Source organism: Streptomyces sp. NPDC054842, from assembly GCF_053611025.1.
In genome coordinates, this window is sequence record NZ_JBSGZN010000021.1 from 24,796 (window position 1) to 43,646 (window position 18,851).

An 18,851-nucleotide genomic window follows, 5' to 3' on the forward strand; every position below is an offset into this window, starting at 1 on the left:
CCGGTCCTCACCGTTCTTCGTCGTGGTCGCTGTCGCCGCGCAGGGCGTCCTCGAGTTCGCTCAGCACCTGTTCCTCCACCAGCTCCGCCAGGACGGCGACGGTGCGGGTGACCAGCACGTCGCGGGGTGTGAGGGACACACCGAAGGCGTCGTTGGCGCGTGAGGCGATGAGCAGGGCGCGCAGGGAGTCGCCGCCCAGGGAGAAGTAGTCGTCCTCCGCGCCGACGGCCGTGTGCAGGGCCTCCTCCCAGATCGCGGCCAGCGCCTCCTCGGTGGGCGTGCGCGGGGCGATGTGCCCCGGCGCCTCCTCCGTGCCGGGTCCGGGGGCGGGCAGGGCGGCGCGGTCGGTCTTGCCGTTCTCGGTGAGCGGGAAGCGGTCCAGCACCACGAACGCCGAGGGGACCATGTGCGCGGGGAGGGTGCGGGCGGCCGAGGCCCGCAGGTCGGCGGACGTGGGCGGCTCGCAGCCGGGTGCGGCGAGCAGGTGGGCCACCAGGCGCGGCAGCCCCGGTTCGTCCTCCCGGACGCTCACCACGGCGTCCAGCACGCCCGGATGGCGCACCAGGGTCTGTTCGACCTCGCCCGCCTCGATGCGGTGGCCGCGCAGCTTGAGCTGGTGGTCCGTGCGGCCCAGGTAGTGCAGCTCGCCGCGGGCGTCGCGGCGCACCAGGTCCCCGGTGCGGTACATCCGGGTGCCCGGGGGGCCGAACGGGTCGGCGGTGAACCGGGCCGCGGTCAGGCCGGGCCGGTTCAGGTAGCCGCGGGCCAGTGCCGGGCCGCCGAGCCACAGTTCGCCCGCTACGCCGTCGGGGACCGGGCGCAGCCGCGCGTCGAGCACGTAGGCCCGGGTGGAGGGCAGCGCGCGGCCGATGGGGGGCGCGGTGCCGTCCGGCTCCAACGGGGCCGACCAGGTGGCGACGACGGTGGCCTCGGTCGGCCCGTAGGAGTTGATCATCCGGTGGTGGGGGGCCCAACGGGCGACCAGCTCGGCGCCGCAGGCGTCCGCCCCGACGGTGAGCGTGCGCAGGTCGGGCAGCGTGCCGGGGGTGTCCGGCGGCAGGGTGGCCAGCGCGGCCGGGGGCAGCAGGGTGTGGGTGATGCGCGCGTCGCGCAGGACGTCGGCGAGCCCGGCGCCGAGCAGCGGGCCCGGGGGCGGGACGACCAGGCGGGCGCCGTTCGGCAGCGACATGCACAGTTCGAGGACCGAGGCGTCGAAGCTGGGCGTGGCGAAGGCCAGAACGCGGTCGCCGGGGCCCACTTGGTAGTGCTCGGCCTCGGCGGCGCAGAAGCCCGCCAGGCCCCGGTGGGTGACGACGACGCCCTTGGGGGTGCCGGTGGAGCCCGAGGTGTGGATGACGTAGGCCGGGTCGTCGAGGTCGAGCGGGCGGGTGCGGTCGGCGTCGGTGGGCCGGTGCCCGGGCGTGCCGTCCGGCGACGCCGCCAGCAGGCCGGTGACCTCCGGGGCGTCGAGGGTGAGGGCGGGTCCGGCGTCGCGCAGCATCAGCGCGACGCGTTCGGCGGGGTAGCCCGGGTCGACGGGGAGGAACGCCGCTCCGGTCTTGGCCACCGCGAGCTGCGCGAGGACCATCTCCGGGGAGCGCGGCAGGACGAGGGCGACGATGTCGCCGGGACCGGCACCGCGGGCGATGAGGCGGTGCGCCAGGCGGTTCGCCCGTGCCTCCACGTCCGCGAACGTCAGCTCCAGTCCCGGTGCGCTCAGCGCCGGCGCGGCCGGGTCGCGGTCCACGCCGGCCTCGACGAGGTCCGGCAGGGCGGCCGGGGGCACCGGCGGGGACTGCGGGCGCGCGGGCGGGTCGAGCAGGCGTGCCCGTTCCTCGGGCGGCAGCATGTCCACGGCGTCGAGGCGGGCGGTGTCCGCGGACTCGGCCAGGGCGCGCAGCGTGTGGAGCAGCCGGGCGACCAGGGAGCGCGCCGTGCTCTCCTCGAAGTACCGGGGGTCGTAGCCGAGTTCGACGCCCAGCTCGGTACCGGGCGAGATCACCACGGTGAGCGGGTAGTTGGTCGCCTCCCGCGCGTCGAGGTCGCGGACCCGCACGCCGTGGGCGCCCGCGGTCGCATCGCCGACCGGGTAGTTCTCGAAGACCAGCAGGCTGTCGAACAGCGGGGTCCCGCCGGGCACTCCGCTGAAGTCCTGCAGATCGGTCAGCGGTGTGTGGTCGAAGCGGCGGTCCTCGGCGCGGGCCGTCTGCATCTCCCGCAGCCACGCGTCACAGGGCGCGTCGCCGTCGACGGTGACGCGGGCGGGCAGGGTGGTGATGAACAGCCCGGTGATCGTGTCGGCGCCGGGCAGGTCGGCGGGCCGCCCGGAGACGGTGGTGCCGAAGCACACCTCGCGTTCCCCGCTCCACCGCGACAGCAGCAGTGCCCAGGCGCCCTGGACCAGGGTGTTGAGGGTGAGGCGGTGGCGGCGGGCGACGTCCAGCAGCCGCCGGGTGCCTGCGGGGTCGAGGCGCTGCGACAGCCAGGTGCCGGAGCGGGCCGCCGCGCCGCGCGCGGGCCGCCGGTCGTACGGCAGGGGCGTGGGGGCGGTGAGATCCGCGAGGGCCTTCCGCCAGTGGTTCTCGGCTTCTGCGACGTCGCGGGCGGCGAGCCAGGCGGCGTAGTCCGCGAACGGCCTGCGCTCCGGGAGCCGCGGCTCGTCGCCCCGGGCGAGGGCGGCGTGGCACGCCATGACGTCGGACAGCACGTGGAAGACGCTCCAGCCGTCCAGCAGAACGTGGTGGAAGGTCCACACCACGCGCACCTCGTCGGGGCCGAGCCGGATGAGCGCGACCCGCAGCAGCGGCGCCCGGTCCAGGGCGAGGCCGCGCGCCTTGTCCTCGGCCAGCAGCCGCTCCAGTTCCGCCTCGCGCCGGGCGGGCGGCCAGGCGCTCCAGTCGTGCTCGGTGACCGGCAGGGTGACGTCGCGGCGCACGGTCTGCAGCGGTACGGGCACCCCGTCGAGGACCACGGCGCTGCGCAGCACCGGGGTGCGGTCCACGACGTGCTGCCAGGCGTCCGCCAGGGCGCGGACGTCGCGGACGCCGTCCGCCACGAACGTGATCTGCTCGACGTACAGCCCCTCACCGGGTTCGTCCAGGGCGTGGACGACCATGCCGGTCTGGGTGGGGGTGAGCGGGTAGACGTCGACGACATCGCGGCCGGTGCCCACCAGCCGGTCGACGCCCGCCTGGTCGAGCGGGGCCAGCGGGAAGTCGGCCGGGGTGCGCCCGCCGGCGTCCGGCCGGGCGCAGTGCCGCACGAGGGCGCGCAGTTCGTCGGTCAGGTCGGCGGCCAGCCGGGCGACGGTGTCGTGCCGGTGCACCTCGCGCGAGTACGACCAGGCGAACTCCAGCCGCCCGTCGGTGACCCGGCCCAGTACGTCGAGGAGGTGGGGCCGTCGCGCCGAGGCGTCCATGCCGCCCTCCAGGCCGCCGTAGGGGGCGTGCAGCAGGCCGCCCGGCGACGTGGCGCGGTCCTGCCGGCCGAGGTAGTTGAAGCCGACCTGCGGCAGCGCCGGCAGTCGCGCGCCGGCCGTGGGGCGGAGGTGGCGCAGCGCTCCGTAGCCCAGTCCGCGGCGCGGCAGCGACCGCAGTCCCTCCTTGACGGACTTGAGCGCGGTGCCGGTGTCGGCGTCCCTGGGGACGTCGAGGGCGACGGGGAACATCGTGGTGAACCAGCCGACGGTGCGGGCGAGGTCGACGTCGTCGAACAGCTCCTCCCGGCCGTGGCCCTCCAGGGCCACCGTCACCCGGTCACGGCCCGTCCAGCGGGTCAGGACCCGGCCCAGGGCGCACAGCAGGACCTCGTCCACCCGGGTGCGGTAGACGTCGGGCACGTCCTGGAGCAGGCGCCGGGTCTCCTCTTCGTCCAGTGCGGCCGTCACGGTCTCCTCGCAGGCGACGGTGTTCGCCCCGGACAGGTCGGCGGGCAGGGCCGGGTCTTCCTCCAGCCCCTGCCAGTGGGCGAGTTCGTCGTCGAAGCCGCCGGCCGCGGTGTGCGCGGCGAGCCGCGTCGCCCACGAGCGGTAGGAGGTGGTCTTCGGGCCGAGGCGGGGCCGGTCACCGGCGCGCAGCGCCCGGTACGCACTCTCCAGGTCCTCCAGGACCACCCGCCAGGAGACCGCGTCCACCACGAGGTGGTGGGCGCTCAGCAGCAGGACCGGACGCCCGCCGTCGGCGGGGCGGCACAGCGCGCCCCGCAGCAGCGGGCCGGCGGCCAGGTCGAACCCGCTGCCCAGCCGCCGGGCCCGCTCGCGCAGCGCCGCGTCGGCGCCGGTGCCCTCGGGCAGTGCGTGCGCCTCCAGCCACGCGGGGGCGCCGGGCGCCGTGCCGTGCTGGCGCCAGTGCCCGTCGCTGGACCGCTCGAACCGCAGGCGCAGCGCGTCGTGGTGGTCGAGGACGGCGGTGAGGGCGGCGCGCAGCACCGTCTCGTCGGTGTCGTCGGCGAGGTGGAAGGAAACCGTCTGGGAGAAGTGCGCCGGATCGCCGGTGAGGGTGTCGAGCAGCCAGTGCTGCACCGGGGTGAGCGGCACCTCGCCCACGACGGGTCCCTGCTCTGCGGTGGGCGCGGTGGCCGGAGCGGGCATCTCCTCGGCGGCCGCGGCCAGTTCGGCGACGGTCTGGTGGAGGAACAGGTGCCGCGGGGTCAGCGCCAGTCCGGCCCGGCGGGCGGCGGAGACGATCTGGATGCCGAGGATGGAGTCGCCGCCGAGCGCGAAGTAGTTGTCTCGCGCGCTGACTTCGGGCACGCCCAGCACCTCGGACCAGATCGCGGCGAGCGTCTGTTCGGTGCCGGTGCTCGGCGGGCGGGCGTCGACGGAGGCGGGGGCGGCCCACACGGGGTCGGGCAGTGCCCTGCGGTCCAGCTTGCCGGTGGCCCCGAGCGGCAGCTCCGCCAGCGGCACCACGGCCGCCGGGACGAGGTGGTCGGGGAGCGTGCGGGCGAGGAAGTCGCGCAGCGCGGCCGGTTCGGGGACGTCGGCACCACCGGCCGGTACGGCGTAGCCCACCAGGCGCCGGTGGCCGTCGTGCTCCACGACCCGCGCGGCGGCCGCGGACACCAGCGGGTGCCGGGCGAGGGCGGCCTCCACCTCGCCGAGTTCGATGCGGAAGCCGCGCACCTTCACCTGGTCGTCCGTGCGTCCGAGGTACACGAGGTCGCCCCGCGCGGTCCAGCGGACCAGGTCCCCGGTGCGGTACATGCGGCTGCCGGGCGGCCCGTACGGGTCGGCGAGGAAGCGGGACGCGGTCAGCCCCGGCCGGCGCAGGTAGCCGCGGGCCACTCCCGTCCCGGCGAGGTACAGCTCGCCGGGGACTCCGGCCGGCACCGGGCGCAGCCGCGCGTCCAGGACGTAGGCGCGGGCGCCGCCGACGGGCCTGCCGATCGCCGGGACCCGGTCGGGTTCCGCCGGGTCGCAGGTCCAGGCCGTGGCGTAGACGGTGGCCTCGGTGGGGCCGTAGATGTTCATCACGCGGCAGCCGGGCACCGCCGCCCGCACCTGCCGGACGGTGTGGACGGGCAGCGCCTCGCCGGCGAGCACGACCGTGTCGGCGGTGACGTCGACGGCGTCCTCCGCCAGCAGCCGGCCGAGGGCGGAGGGGACGGCGCTGAGCAGTCCCGCGGTCCACGGCCGGTCGCGCTCGGCGAGCGCCAGCAGGTCGCGGACGACCTCGACGCAGCCGCCGGCGAGCAGCGGGGAGAGGATCTCGAACACCGACACGTCGAAGTTGAGCGAGGTGGAGGCCACGACGTGCGAGAGTCCGCGGCCGGTGAACTCGGCGGCGGCCCAGTCGGTCAGCGCGACCACCGACTCGTGGGCGACGACGACTCCCTTGGGGCGGCCCGTCGAGCCCGAGGTGTGGATGACGTACGCGGGGTGGCCGGGCAGCAGGGGTGTGTGGCGTTCGTCGTCGCGGACGTCGGCGGCGGACCCGGCGGCCGCGGGTGCGCCGCTCGCCTCGCCGAGGTCGATCCGGGTGAACGGGCCGTCGGGCAGCCGGTCCGAGGTCTCCGCGCTGGTGACCACCGCGTCGGGGCGTACGTCGTCGAAGAGGAAGGCGATGCGCTCGGCCGGGTGGCCGGGATCGACGGGCAGGTAGGCCGCGCCGCTCTTGAGCACGGCGAGGAGGGCCACGATCAGGTCGGCGGTGCGGGGCAGGGCCAGCGCGACGAACCGCTCGGGGCCCGCGCCCGCCTCGACGAGCCGCCGGGCGAGCCGGTTGGCGCGCTCGTTGAGCTGCCGGTAGCTGAGGCACACGGCGCCCGCCAGTACGGCCGGGGCGTCGGGGGTGCGCGCGGCCTGCTCCTGGAACACCTCGGGCAGGGTCCGGTGCGGCGCGGCGGCGAGGGGTCCGCCGAGGCGGCCGACGAGCCGGCGGCCCTCCTCGGACGCGATCAGCGGAAGGTCGGCGAGGCGGCGGCCGGGGTCGGTGGCCATCTCCGTCAGGAGGGTGCGCAGGCTCGCGCCGAGCCCTTCGACGGTCTCGGCGTCGAAGGCCTCCGGGTCGTAGTCGAGGGCCACGGCGAGGGTGTCCCCCGGGGCGACCACCACGCTGAGCGGGTAGTTGGTCGGCTCCAGGTCGCGTTCCTGTTCCATGGCCAGCCCGTGCCGGGCCAGGGCGTCGCCGTCGAAGGGGTAGTTCTCGAAGACGACGATGCTGTCGAACAGCGGGGTGCCGCCGGGCACCTCGCTCCAGGTCTGGAGCTGGGCGAGCGAGACGAAGTCGTGACGCCGGGACTCCGACTGGGCGGCCTGGAGTTCGCGCAGCCAGTCGAGCAGGGGCCGCTGTCCGTCGACGCGCGCCCGGGTGGGCAGCGTGTTGATGAACACGCCGACCATGGAGGTGACGCCGGGCAGTTCGGCGGGGCGGCCGGACACGGTCGTCCCGAAGACGACGTCGTCGCCGCCGCCGTACCGCGACAGCAGCAGCGCCCAGGCGCCCTGGAGCACCGTGTTGACGGTGAGTCCGGCGCGCTGTGCGGTGTCCCGCAGCCGTGCCGACACCTCGGCGTCGAGCGTCACCCGCACCGACCCCGAGGAGGAGGCCGCGTGGGCCCCGGCGGACCGCCGGTCACGCGGCAGTTCGGTGGGGACGGTGAAGCCGGCCAGCGCCTCGCGCCAGTACTCCTCCGCGCGTCCGGTGTCCTGCCGGGCCAGCCAGCCCAGGTAGGCGGAGAACGGCGCGCGGTCCGGGACCTGCGGGCGGCGTCCGGTCGTCAGTGCCGCGTACCGCTCGCACACCTCGTCGAAGACCTGGGCGGCGCTCCAGCCGTCGAGCAGGATGTGGTGGAAGGTCCACACCATCCGCACGCGGTCGGGCGACAGCCGGATCAGCACGAGCCGCATCAGGGGCGCGGCGGCCAGGTCGACGCCGGCCCGCCGGTCCTCCTCCAGCATCCGGTCGAGTGCGCGCTCGCAGCGTTCCGCCGGCCACCCGGACCAGTCGTGGTGGGTGACGGGCACCTCGGCGCGGTGCTGCACGACCTGGAGGGGGACGGCCGTCTCCTGCCACACCAGCCGGGTGCGCAGCATCGGGTTGGCGTCGGCCGTCCGTTGCCACGCCTCGGCGAAGGCGTGCGCGTCACGGACGCCGGTGAGCGTCAGCTGCACCTGGTTGACGTAGGTCCGGGCGTCCGCGTCCAGGAGGCTGTGGAACAGCATGCCCGCCTGCATCGGGGTCAGCGGGCAGAGGTCGGCGACGGCGCGGCCGTCGCCCACGACCCGGTCCACGGCGGCCTGGTCCACGCCGGCCAGCGGGAAGTCCGAGGGTGTGCGTCCGCCCGCGGCGGGGTCGGAGCAGTGCGTGACCAGGTCGCCGAGCGCCCGCAGCATGCCCTCCGCGAGTCCTTCCACCGTGTCCCTGCGGTGCACCGCGGCGCTGTAGTGCCAGGTCACCTCCAGCCGGTCGTCCTCGACCCGGGCGATCACGTCGAGCAGGTGGGGCCGCGCCTGCTCGGGGGCCTCCGCGCCGTCCAGGCCGCCGGGCACGGAGCGCACGAGTACGCCCTCGTCGGCGGACCAGTCGAACCGGCCCAGGTAGTTGAAGCTGACGGCCGGCGACGGTTGTCCGGCGAGTGCCGCGTCTTGCGCGATCCACCGCAGGGCGCCGTGGCCGAGGCCGCGTCCTGGTACGGCCCGCAGCTGTTCCTTGACGGATTTGAGGGCGGTGCCCCAGTTCCCGTCGGGCACGTCGAGGGCGACCGGGAACAGCGTGGTGAACCAGCCGACCGTCCGGGACAGGTCGACGTCGTCGAAGAGCTGGTCCTCGCGGCCGTGGCCCTCCAGCTCGACGGCGACGGTGCGCCGTCCGGTCCAGCCGGCCAGCACGCGGGCCAGCGCGGTCAGCAGGACGTCGTCGATGCGGGTGCGGTAGACGCCGGGCACCTTCCGCAGCAGGTCGTCGGTGCTCCCCCGGTCGAGCCGGACGGTCACGGAGCGCACGTCGGCCATGGTGTTGCCGCCCTCGGCGTCCACCGGGAGCGGGGCCGCGCAGTGCCGCGCGACCGCCTCCCAGTGGGCCCGCTGCGCCGCGAAGCCGCCCTCCTCCGTGTGCGCGCGCAGTCGCCGCGTCCACTCCCGCACGGACGTGGTGCGGGCCGGCAGGCGCACCGGCTCCCCGGCTCGGGCCTGCCGGTAGGCGGTCTCCAGGTCCTCCAGGAGGACGCGCCAGGACACCCCGTCGACCACCAGGTGGTGCGCGACGAGCAGGAGCCGGTCGGTGCGGATGCCGGTGTCCTCTTTGCCGGTGTCCTCGGACGCGGTGCTCCGGACGCCGGTGAACAGGCGCGCGGTGAGGAGCGGGCCGGTGTCCAGGCGGAAGCCGGTGTGCGCCTCGGCCGTGACGCGGTCCTCGGTCTCCCGGGCCTTGGCCGCGCCGGACCCGCCGAGGTCGCAGACCCGCAGCAGCTCCGGTGCCTCGGCGTCCGCGGGGACGCAGGTCTGGCTCCAGGAACCGTCGTCGGCGCGGGTGAAGCGGGAGCGCAGCGCGTCGTGGTGGGTCCACAGGGCGGTCAGCGCGTGGCGCAGCGCGGCCGGGTCGGCGTCGGCCGTCTCGATCACGAGGGACTGGTCGAAGAACTCCGGGCGGCGCGGCGCCGCGTCGAGGAACCAGTGCTGGACGGGCGTGAGCGCGACGTCCCCGCTCACCGGGCCGGTCCCGGCGACGGGCGCCGCGGTACCGGTGGCGGCGGCCAGCGCGGCGACGGTGGGGTGCCGGAACAGGTCGCGGGGGGTCAGCGCGAGGCCCGCGGCGCGGGCGCGGGAGACGACCTGGATGCTGAGGATCGAGTCACCGCCCAGCATGAAGAAGTTGTCGTCGGCGCCGACGCGTTCGACTCCGAGCAGGTCGGCCCAGATCTCGCCGAGGATCCGTTCGGCATCGGTGCGCGGCGCGCGGTACGCGGTGTCGCCGGCCGCCGACCAGTCGGGTGCGGGGAGCCGCCGCCGGTCGACCTTGCCGTTGGCCGTCAGGGGCAGCTCCGCCACGGTGACGAAGGCGGCGGGCAGCATGTAGTCGGGCAGCCCGGCGGAGAGGTGGGCGCGCAGTTCGGTCGCGGTCGGCACGGCGGCCGACGGGGCGGGTACGAGGTGGGCGGCCAGCCGCTTGCGCCCGGCCTCCTCGTACACCGAGACGACCGCTTCGGCGATACGGGGGTGGGCGGTGAGCCGGGCCTCGATCTCGGCGGGTTCGACGCGGAAGCCGCGGATCTTGATCTGGTCGTCCGCGCGGCCCACGAACTGCAGTTCGCCGTCGGGGCTCCACCGCACGATGTCGCCGGTGCGGTACATGCGGCTGCCGGGCGGCCCGAACGGGTCCGCGGGGTAGCGGGCGGCGGTCGCGCCGGGGCGCCCGGCGTAGCCGCGGGCCACTCCGGCCCCGGCGATGTACAACTCGCCGGGGATACCCGGTGGTTGGGGCTGGAGCGTGTCGTCCAGGACGTAGACGCGGGTGTTGTCCAGGGGGCGCCCGATGGGCAGCACCGGTGGCAGCGGGTCGCCGGCGCGGAAGACGCGGCGGGTGGCGAAGGTGGTGGTCTCGGTCGGGCCGTAGCCGTCGACGACGGTCAGGCCGGGGCAGGCGTCCAGGACGCGGCGCACCACCGCGCCGGGTACGGCCTCGCCGCCGGTCCACACCTCCCGCGCGCCGCGCAGGCAGGCGGGGTCCTCCTGGGCGAGGAGGCGGAACAGGCCGGCGGTGAGCCACAGGTACCGCACGTCCTGCTCGGTGATCACCCGGCGTACGACCGAGGCGTCCAGGTCCGCCGCCGGTGCCAGGACGGCGGTCCCGCCGCGCAGCAGCGGGACCCACAGCTCGTAGGTCGACGCGTCGAAGGCGTGCGGGGAGTGCACGAGCACGCGGTCGTGGGCGGCGAAGGCCCGGTCCAGGGCCAGCGCGGCGACGTCCCGCTGCCGCACCGCGACGCCCTTCGGCACGCCGGTGGAGCCGGAGGTGAACATCAGGTACTGGACGTTGTCCGGGTGCACCGCGGCGCCGACCGGGAGCACGTCCATGGACGCGTCGCCGTCGGCGCGGCCGGGGCCGTCCGCGGGCGCGGTGTCCGCCCCGTCCCGCCCGGCTCCGTCCAGGCGTACGACGTCTCCCCCGGTGTGCACGGTCCGGGCCGTGTCCTCCCGGGCCGCGTCGGTGAGCAGCAGGCGGGCACCCGCCTCCGCGAGCATCGCGCGCAGTCGCTCCGCCGGGGCCCGGCCGTCGAGCGGCACGTAGACACCGCCGGTGCGGGCGAGGGCGAGCTGGGCGAGGACCAGGGTGACCGAGCGGTCCATCAGGACGCCCACCGGGACCTCGGGCCGCACGCCGAGGGCGGTCAGCCGGGCGGCCAGCGCGCCGGCCCGGGCGTCCAGTTCCCGGTACGTGAGGTGATCGGCGCCGGCCTCCAGGGCGACGGCGTCGGGCGTGCGCCGCACCTGGGCGGCGAAGAGGTCCGCGACCGTGGCGTCCGGCGTCTCGGTCGCCGTGTCGTTCCACTCGTGGACGACCTGTTCGCGCCGCTCGGGGGTGAGCAACGGCAGGCGGGCGGCGGGCCTTTGGGGTCCGGCGGCCATGCCCTCCAGCAGGACGGTGAGGTACTCGGCCATCCGCTCGGCGGTGCCCGTATCGAACAGCTCGGGGTCGTAGCCGAGGCGCAGGCCGAGTTCCGCGCCGGGGTAGGCCACCAGGCTCAGCGGGTAGTTGGTGGTCTCGATGCCGTGCAGGTCGCTCAGCCGCAGGCCGTGGGCGGCGGCCAGGCCGTCGTCGACCGGATAGTTCTCGAAGACCACGATGCTGTCGAACAGGTTGACCCGTTCCGGGAGTTCGGTGAACCCCCGCAGCCGGGTGAGCGGCATGTGGTCGAAGCGCCGGTCCTCGCTCTGGTCCTGCTGGAGGCGGCTCAGCCAGGCCAGGAGGGTCTCCTCGCGCGGAGCCGCGACACGGGTGGGCAGGGTCGTGATGAACAGGCCGGTCATGGCCTCGGAGCCGGGCAGCTCCGGGGGCCGCCCGGAGACGGTGGTGCCGAAGACCACCTCGTCACGGCCCGCCTGACGGCTCAGGAGCAGCGCCCAGGCGCCCTGCACCAGGGTGTTGAGGGTCAGGCCCGCCGTCCTGGCCAGGTCCTCCAGGGCACGGCTGGTGGCCTCGGGGACGTGCACGTGGACGGCCCGCGTGGACTCCGCGCGGTGGCTCTCGCGCGGTTCACGGTCGTACGGCAGCGCGGTGGGCTCGGTCAGGCCGGACAGGCGGGTCCGCCAGTGGTGTTCGGCCTCGGCGGGGTCCTGCTCGGCCAGCCAGGCCACGTAGTCGCGGAAGGGCCGGCGTTCGGGCAGGGCGACGCCGTCGGCAGTGCCGGTGTCCCCGGCCGGCAGCGCGTGGCAGGCGAAGACGTCCGACAGGACCTGGAACAGGCTCCAGCCGTCCAGGATCAGGTGGTGGAAGGACCACACCACGCGCACGCTGTCGTCGGTGAGGCGGACGAGCAGCAGGCGCTGGAGCGGGGCCTTCCCCAGGTCGATGCCGCGTTCACGGTCCCGGTCGAGCAACTCCCGCAGCCGGGACTGCCGTTCGGGTTCCGGGACGTCCCGCCAGTCCGCGTGCGTGACCGGCACGGTCGCGTGGCGCCGGACCACCAGCAGCGGTTCGGGCATGTCCTGCCAGGCGACATGGGCGCGCAGCACGGGGGTGCGGTCGGCGACCCGCTGCCAGGCCGCCGCGAGGGCGTCGGGGTCGGGTGTCCCGTCGAGGACGAAGGTCAGCTGCTGGAAGTAGGCGCCGCGGTCGTCCTGGGAGAGACCGTGGAAGAGCATGCCGGCCTGGGTCGGGGTGAGCGGGTGGACGTCCTCCACGGCGCCGGGGTCGTCCCCGGCGATCCGGTCCACGGCGGGCTGGTCGAGCCGGGCCAGCGGGAAGTCCGAGGGGGTGCGTCCGCCGGTGCCGGGCCTGGCGGCGTACCGGGCGAGTCCCGCGAGCGCGTCGGCGAAGCGCCCGGCGAGGTCCGCGACGGTCGCCTCACGGTGCAGTTCCGCGGAGTAGAACCAGGTGAACTCCAGTGCGTCGCCGTCCAGTTGCCCCACGACCTCCAGCGGGTGGGGGCGGGCGGCCGAGGGGTCGGCGTCCAGTTCCAGCGGGCGGAACGGTGCCTGGTAGAGGCCGTCCGGCGGCCCGTCCGGCAGCCCGAAACGGCCGAGGTAGTTGAAGCTGATCTGCGCCGCGGGCGCCGGGGGCGGCGACTCGGGCCCGGCCAGGTGCCGCAGGACGCCGTGGCCGATGCCGTGCCGCGGGACCGCGCGGAGCTCTTCCTTGACTCCCTTGAGCACGGTGTCCCAGTCCGCGTCCCGGGGGACGGTCAGCACGACGGGGTGGCGGGTGGTGAACCAGCCGACGGTGCGGCTGGTGTCGACGTCGGTGAACAGCTCCTCGCGGCCGTGCCCCTCCACGTCGACGACCACGCGGTCGCGCCCGGTCCACGCGCACAGGGTGCGGCCGAGGGCGCCGAGCAGCACGTCGTTGGCCTGGGTGCGGTAGGTCTCGGGGAGGGTGCGCAGCAGGACGGCGGTGTCCTCGGGCGTCAGGCGCACGGTCACCGAGCGCGCGGTGGCGTAGGTGCCGGCGCCCTCCAGGTCCGTCGGAAGGGCCGTCTCGTCCTCGGTGACCGGCTGCGCCCAGTGCGCTCTCTCGTCGTCGAAGCCGCCGTCGGCGGCGAGTGCGGCCAGGCGCCGGGACCAGTGCCGCAGCGCCGACGACTTCTCCGGGAGTTCCGCCGCGCCGTCGCGGCCCTCGCGCCGGGCGCGGTAGGCCCGGTCGAGGTCCTCCAGCAGCACCCGCCAGGAGATCCCGTCGACGACCAGGTGGTGGACGGCCAGGTGCAGGACGTGGGGCAGGCCGGTCCCCCGCTCGTGCAGCACGGCGCGCAGCAGGGGGCCGTGGGCGAGGTCGAAGGGGCCCAGGTGCGGGGTGTCGGTGCCGGGGCCGCTGTGGTGGGCCAGGTGCAGCCGGGGGGCCTTCTCGTCGATGTGCCACTGGACGCCCGTGTCGCCGGGGCCGGTGCGGAAGCGGGAGCGCAGCGCGTCGTGGTGGGCGACCAGGTCGTTCAGGGCGTCCTCCAGCGCCGCCGTGTCGACGGCGGCGGGCAGTTCCACCGACAGGGTCTGCGCGAAGCGGGCCGCCCGTTCACCGGCGCTCTCGAACAGCCAGTGCTGGATGGGCGTCAGCGGTGCGGTGCCGGTGGCGTCGACGGGGGCGGGCGCGGCGGGCACCCGGACTCCGGCGTCGTCCGCGCACCGGGCCAGCGCGGCGACGGTCTGGTGGCGGTAGACGTCGCGTGAGGTCACCGGCAGTCCGGCGCGCCGGGCCTGCGCCACGACCTGGATGCTGAGGATGGAGTCGCCGCCGAGCGCGAAGAAGTTGTCGTCGGCGCCGACCCGTGCGACGTGCAGGACGTCCGCCCAGATCGCGGCCAGCGTCCGCTCGGTGGGCGTGCGGGGCGCGACGTGCCGCGCGGTGTGCGCGACGGGGCCCGGGTCGGGCAGCTTCGCGCGGTCCAGCTTGCCGTTGGGGTTGAGCGGGAGGGCGCTGAGCACCACGACCGCCGCGGGCACCATGTAGTCGGGCAGGAAGGCGCTGAGCGCGCGGCGTACCGCCTCCGGTTCCACGCGCGCTCCGGCGGCGGGCACGACGTAGCCGATCAGGCGCCGGTGACCGTCGTTCTCCCGCGTGGCGGCGGCCGCCTCGGCGACCCCCTCGCAGGTGCGCAACGCCTCCTCCACCTCGCCGAGTTCGATGCGGAAGCCGCGTACCTTGACCTGCTGGTCGATGCGGCCGAGGTACTCCAGCTCGCCGTCGGCGGTCCAGCGCACCAGGTCGCCGGTGCGGTACATCCGGTCGCCGGGCGCTCCGTAGGGGTCGGCCAGGAACCGGGCGGCGGTCAGGCCGGGGCGCCGCAGGTAGCCGCGCGCCAGGCCGCCGCCGCCGAGGAACAACTCACCTGTCACGCCGGGCGGTTGGGGACGGAGCAGCCGGTCGAGGACGTAGGCGCGGGTGCGGGCGACGGGCCTGCCGATCGGCGGGGCCTGGTCCGGCACGGCGTCGCCGGCGAACCACGCGGTGGCGTAGACGGTGGCCTCGGTCGGCCCGTAGATGTTGGCGACCTCGCCGCCCGGCATGGCCCGGCGCAGGTCGCGCACGGTCTGGGCGGGCAGCGCCTCCCCGGCCAGGACGACGGTGTCCGCCTCGACGGCGGCGGCGTCCTCGGTGAGCATCCGGGAGACCACCGACGGCACCCCGCTGACCAGTCCGGCGCGCCGCGGTCCCGCCGCGTCGGCGAGGGCGGGCAGGTCGGCGACCAGCTCCACGCCGCCGCCGGCCAGCAGCGGGCACAGCATCTCGAACACCGAGACGTCGAAGTTGAGCGAGGTGGACGCCACGACGTGGGCGAGCCCGCGGCTGCCGAACTCCCGCTCAGCCCAAGAGGCGAGGGCGGCCACGCTGCGCTGCGCGACCACGACTCCCTTGGGGCGGCCGGTCGATCCCGAGGTGTAGATGACGTACGCGGGATGGTGCGGGTCCAGCGGCCGTGCCCGCTCGGCGTCCGTGACGTCGGTGACGTCCGCGTCGGACGGGTCCGGGGTCCCGGTGGCCGCGGTGTCCTCCAGGATCAGCGGCTCGCACTCCTGCGGCAGCACGGCCGCCGTGTCCCGGGAGGCCACGACCAGGGCGGGAGCGGCGTCGTCGAGCATGAAGCGGATGCGTTCGGCCGGGTAGGCCGGGTCCACCGGCAGGTAGCCCGCGCCCGACTTCAGGACCGCCCAGAGCACCGGCAGCAGGTCGGCGGTGCGCGGCAGGCAGAGCGCCACCAGCGTCTCGGAACCCGCGCCGCGGGCGATGAGCAGCCGGGCGAGCCGGTTGGCGCGCCGGTTCACCTCGGCGTAGTCCAGCCGCACCGGCCCGCAGACCACGGCGGTCCGGTCGGGGGTCTCGGCGACCCGCGCCTCGAACAGCGCGGGCAGCGTCCTGTCGCCGGCGTCGTCTCCGCCGCCGGCCGGCGGGTTCCAGGCGTCGAGGAGGGTGCGCCGCTCCTCGTCGGACAGGAGCGGCAGTTCGGCCAGCTTGCGGTGGGGGCCGTCCGCCATGCCCTCCAGGAGGCGGTGCAGGTGCCGGCTCATCCGGGCCACGGTGCGCGCCTCGAAGAGGTCGGTGTTGTACTCGACGGTCAGCTCGAAGTCGCCGTCCGCGCGCGGCGCGAACTCCAGGACCAGGTCGAAGCGGGCGGCCGGCCGGGGCAGCGGGTGTTCCTCGATGCGCAGCCCGCCCGCCCGTCCCGGATGCGCCGGGGCGGTCTGCTGCACCACGAGCGCCTGCACCAGGGGCGTACGGCTGGGGTCCCGGGGCGGGGCCAGCTCCTCCACCACCCGGTCGAAGGGCACCCCGTCGTGGGCGAAGGCGTCCAGCACGGTCGCGCGCATGCTCTCCACGAACCGGTCCACGGTGACGTCGTCGTCCACGTCGCCGCGCAGCACCACGGTGTTGGCGAAGAACCCGGCCACGTCCTCCAGGTCCCGGCGTCCGCGCCCGTTGGTGACGGTGCCGAACGCCACGTCCCGTTGCCCCGAGTACCGGGAGAACAGCACGGCCGCGGCGCCGGCGAACAGGGTAAACACGGTCGTGCCGCGGCCGCCGGCCAGGTTCCGCAGCCGGGCGACCAGTTCGGCGGGCAGGGCGTGCCGGTGCGCCGCCCCGGCGGTGGTGCGCACCGCGGGCCGGGGCCGGTCCGTCGGCAGTTCCAGCTGCGGCATCCCGGCCAGGTGCCGCTTCCAGTAGGCGAGGCTCTCGGTGTCGCCGTCCGTGAGGCGCCGTTCGCGCTCCCACGCGGCGAAGTCCGGGTACTGCACGCCGGGCGCGGGCAGTCCGTCGGGGGCCGCGGACACCTCGGCGTGGTAGAGCGCGGCCAGGTCGCGGGTGAGCACGCCGACCGACCAGCCGTCGGTGACGATGTGGTGCTGCGCCAGCAGCAGGAGGTGGTCGTCGTCGGTGCGGCGGACGAGCAGGCCGCGGGTCAGGGGGCCCGCCGCCAGGTCGTAGGGGCGGCCCAGTTCCTCGGTGAGCAGGCGTTCGGTGGCCTCGGCACGGTCGTCGGCCGGGACGTGCCCGAGGTCCGCCGTGCGCAGCGGCACCGCGGCGTCGCCGCTCACTCTCTGCGCGGCCTGTCCGTCCACGGTGGTGAAGGTGGTGCGCAGGGAGTCGTGGCGGGCGGCGAGCCGGTCCAGGGCGCGGCGCAGCGCGGCGTCGTCGAGCGGTCCGCGCAGGCGCAGCGCCACGCCGGTGTTGTACTCGGTGCCGCCCGCGGTGAGGTCGTTGAGGAACCACAGGCGGCGCTGGGCGCCGGACAGCGGGAGCGGGCGGTTCCGCGGGGCGGGCGGGATCGGGTCCGGCGGCGCGGCGGCCGCGGGGTCGCCGAGCAGCGGGGCCAGGCCGGCGACGGTGCGTACGGTGAACACGTCCCGCACCGACAGCCGTACGCCCAGGTCGTCCCTGATCCGGGACAGCGCGCGGGCGGCGAGGATCGAGTCGCCGCCCAGGTCGAAGAAGTCGTCCTCCACGCCGACGGCGTCGACGCCCAGCACGTCGGCCCAGACGGCGGCGAGGGCTTTCTCCTCGGGGGTGCGCGGCACGGTCCGGCCCTCGGTGGGCGCGGCGGCGGGGGCGGGCAGGGCACGCCGGTCGATCTTGTGCTGCGGGGTGAGCGGCAGTTCGTCCAGGACGACGACGGCGGAGGGGACCATGTGCGCCGGCAGGGCGGCGGTGAGCGCGGCACGCAGGGCGGCCGGCTCCGGGGCCTCGCGCGGGTCGGCGGGGGTGACGTAGCCGACGAGCCGTCGCCGGCCGGGCTCGTCCTCGCGCACCACGACGACGGCGTCCCGGACCAGGCTCTCGCGCGCGAGTACCGCCTCGATCTCGCCCGGTTCGATGCGGAAGCCGCGTACCTTCACCTGGCGGTCGAGGCGGCCGAGGAACTCCAGCTCGCCGTCGGCGGTCCAGCGTGTCCGGTCGCCGGTGCGGTACAGCCGGGAGCCGGGCGGCCCGAAGGGGTCGGCGACGAAGCGCGCGGCGGTCAGACCGGGGCGGCCGAGGTAGCCGCGGGCCAACGCGTCGCCGCCGACGAAGAGTTCGCCGTCGGTCCCGGGCGGCACGGGCCGCATGGTCTCGTCCAGCACGTACGCGCGCAGGCCGGGCAGCGGGGCGCCGATGGTGGGGGTGCCGGAGCCGGCCCGGAGCGCGCCGGTCCAGGACGTGACGATGGTCGCCTCGGTCGGCCCGTACGAGTTGATCATGCGGCGCCCGGGGGCCCAGCGGTCGACCAGGGCGGCCGGGCAGGCTTCGGCGCCGACGATCAGCGTGCGCAGCCGGTGCCCGGCGCCGTCCGCCGCCGGGTCGGGCAGGGTGGCGAGCGCGGCCGGCGGGATGAGGGCGTGGGTGACGCGGTGCTCGTCCAGGACGGCGGCGAGTTCGTCGCCGAGCCACGGCCCGTGCGGCGGCACGACCAGGGTGGCGCCCGTCAGGAGGGAGATGAACAGCTCCAGGACGGAGGCGTCGAAGCTCGGCGAGGAGAACTGCAGGACGCGGTCGCCCGGACCCACGGCGTACCGCTCGGCCGCGGCCGCGGCGAATCCCGCGATGCCCCGGTGGGTGACCGTCACGCCCTTGGGTGTCCCGGTGGAACCCGAGGTGTAGATCACGTAGGCGGCGTGATCGGCGTCCGCCGCCGGGAGCCGGGACGCCGGGACCCCCGCCGCGCCGGCCATGACGTCGCTGATCCGGTCCAGGTCGTCGAGGATCACGGCGGGGCGGGCGTCGGCCAGCATGAGGGCACGCCGTCCGGCCGGGTAGCCGGGGTCGACCGGCAGGAAGGCGGCGCCCGCCCGCGCCACGGCCAGCTCCGCCGCGACCAGTTCCATGGAGCGGGGCAGGACGAGCGCGACGGACCGGTCGGGACCGGCTCCGAGCCCCCGCAGGTGGTCCGCCAACAGGTCTGCCTTCAAAGCCAGTTCGCGGTACGACCAGGTCCGGCGCCCGTCGGTCAGCGCGGGCGCCGACGGGGTGCGGGCGGCCTGGGCGGCGAACAGGTCACCGAGCGGCAGGGGCCGGGCGGCGTCCCCGCCAGCGGGTGCTGCCGTCTCGTCGGTCCGCGGTGAGCGGGGCGCGGCCATGTCGTGCGGGTCCGTCATGGGGTGTCCTTACGGGCGGAGAACGAACGGGTACGCGCGGACGCGGGCGGCCCGGAGAGACAGCTGTGGGACCCACTGAGCGGTGGGGGGTGGCTGTCCGCGCGTGCGGCGGGGACGGGGGCGGCGACCCGGGGTC

Annotated in this window: 1 protein-coding gene; it reads right to left on the reverse strand. The window is 75.9% G+C overall.

Going from position 1 to position 18,851, the window contains the following annotated elements:
* Positions 1–7 precede the first annotated feature (7 nt).
* Positions 8–18,715 (reverse strand): non-ribosomal peptide synthase/polyketide synthase, encoded by an 18,708-nt coding sequence (locus ACWGIS_RS18300; RefSeq protein ID WP_453363460.1) that lies wholly within the window; start codon positions 18,713–18,715, stop codon positions 8–10.
* Between the last annotated feature and the right edge of the window lie 136 nt (positions 18,716–18,851).

Excerpts from the sequence above, each read along its gene's own strand:
- ACWGIS_RS18300 (WP_453363460.1), bottom strand. The coding sequence starts at position 18,715 with ATGACGGACCCGCACGACATGGCCGCGCCCCGCTCACCGCGGACCGAC.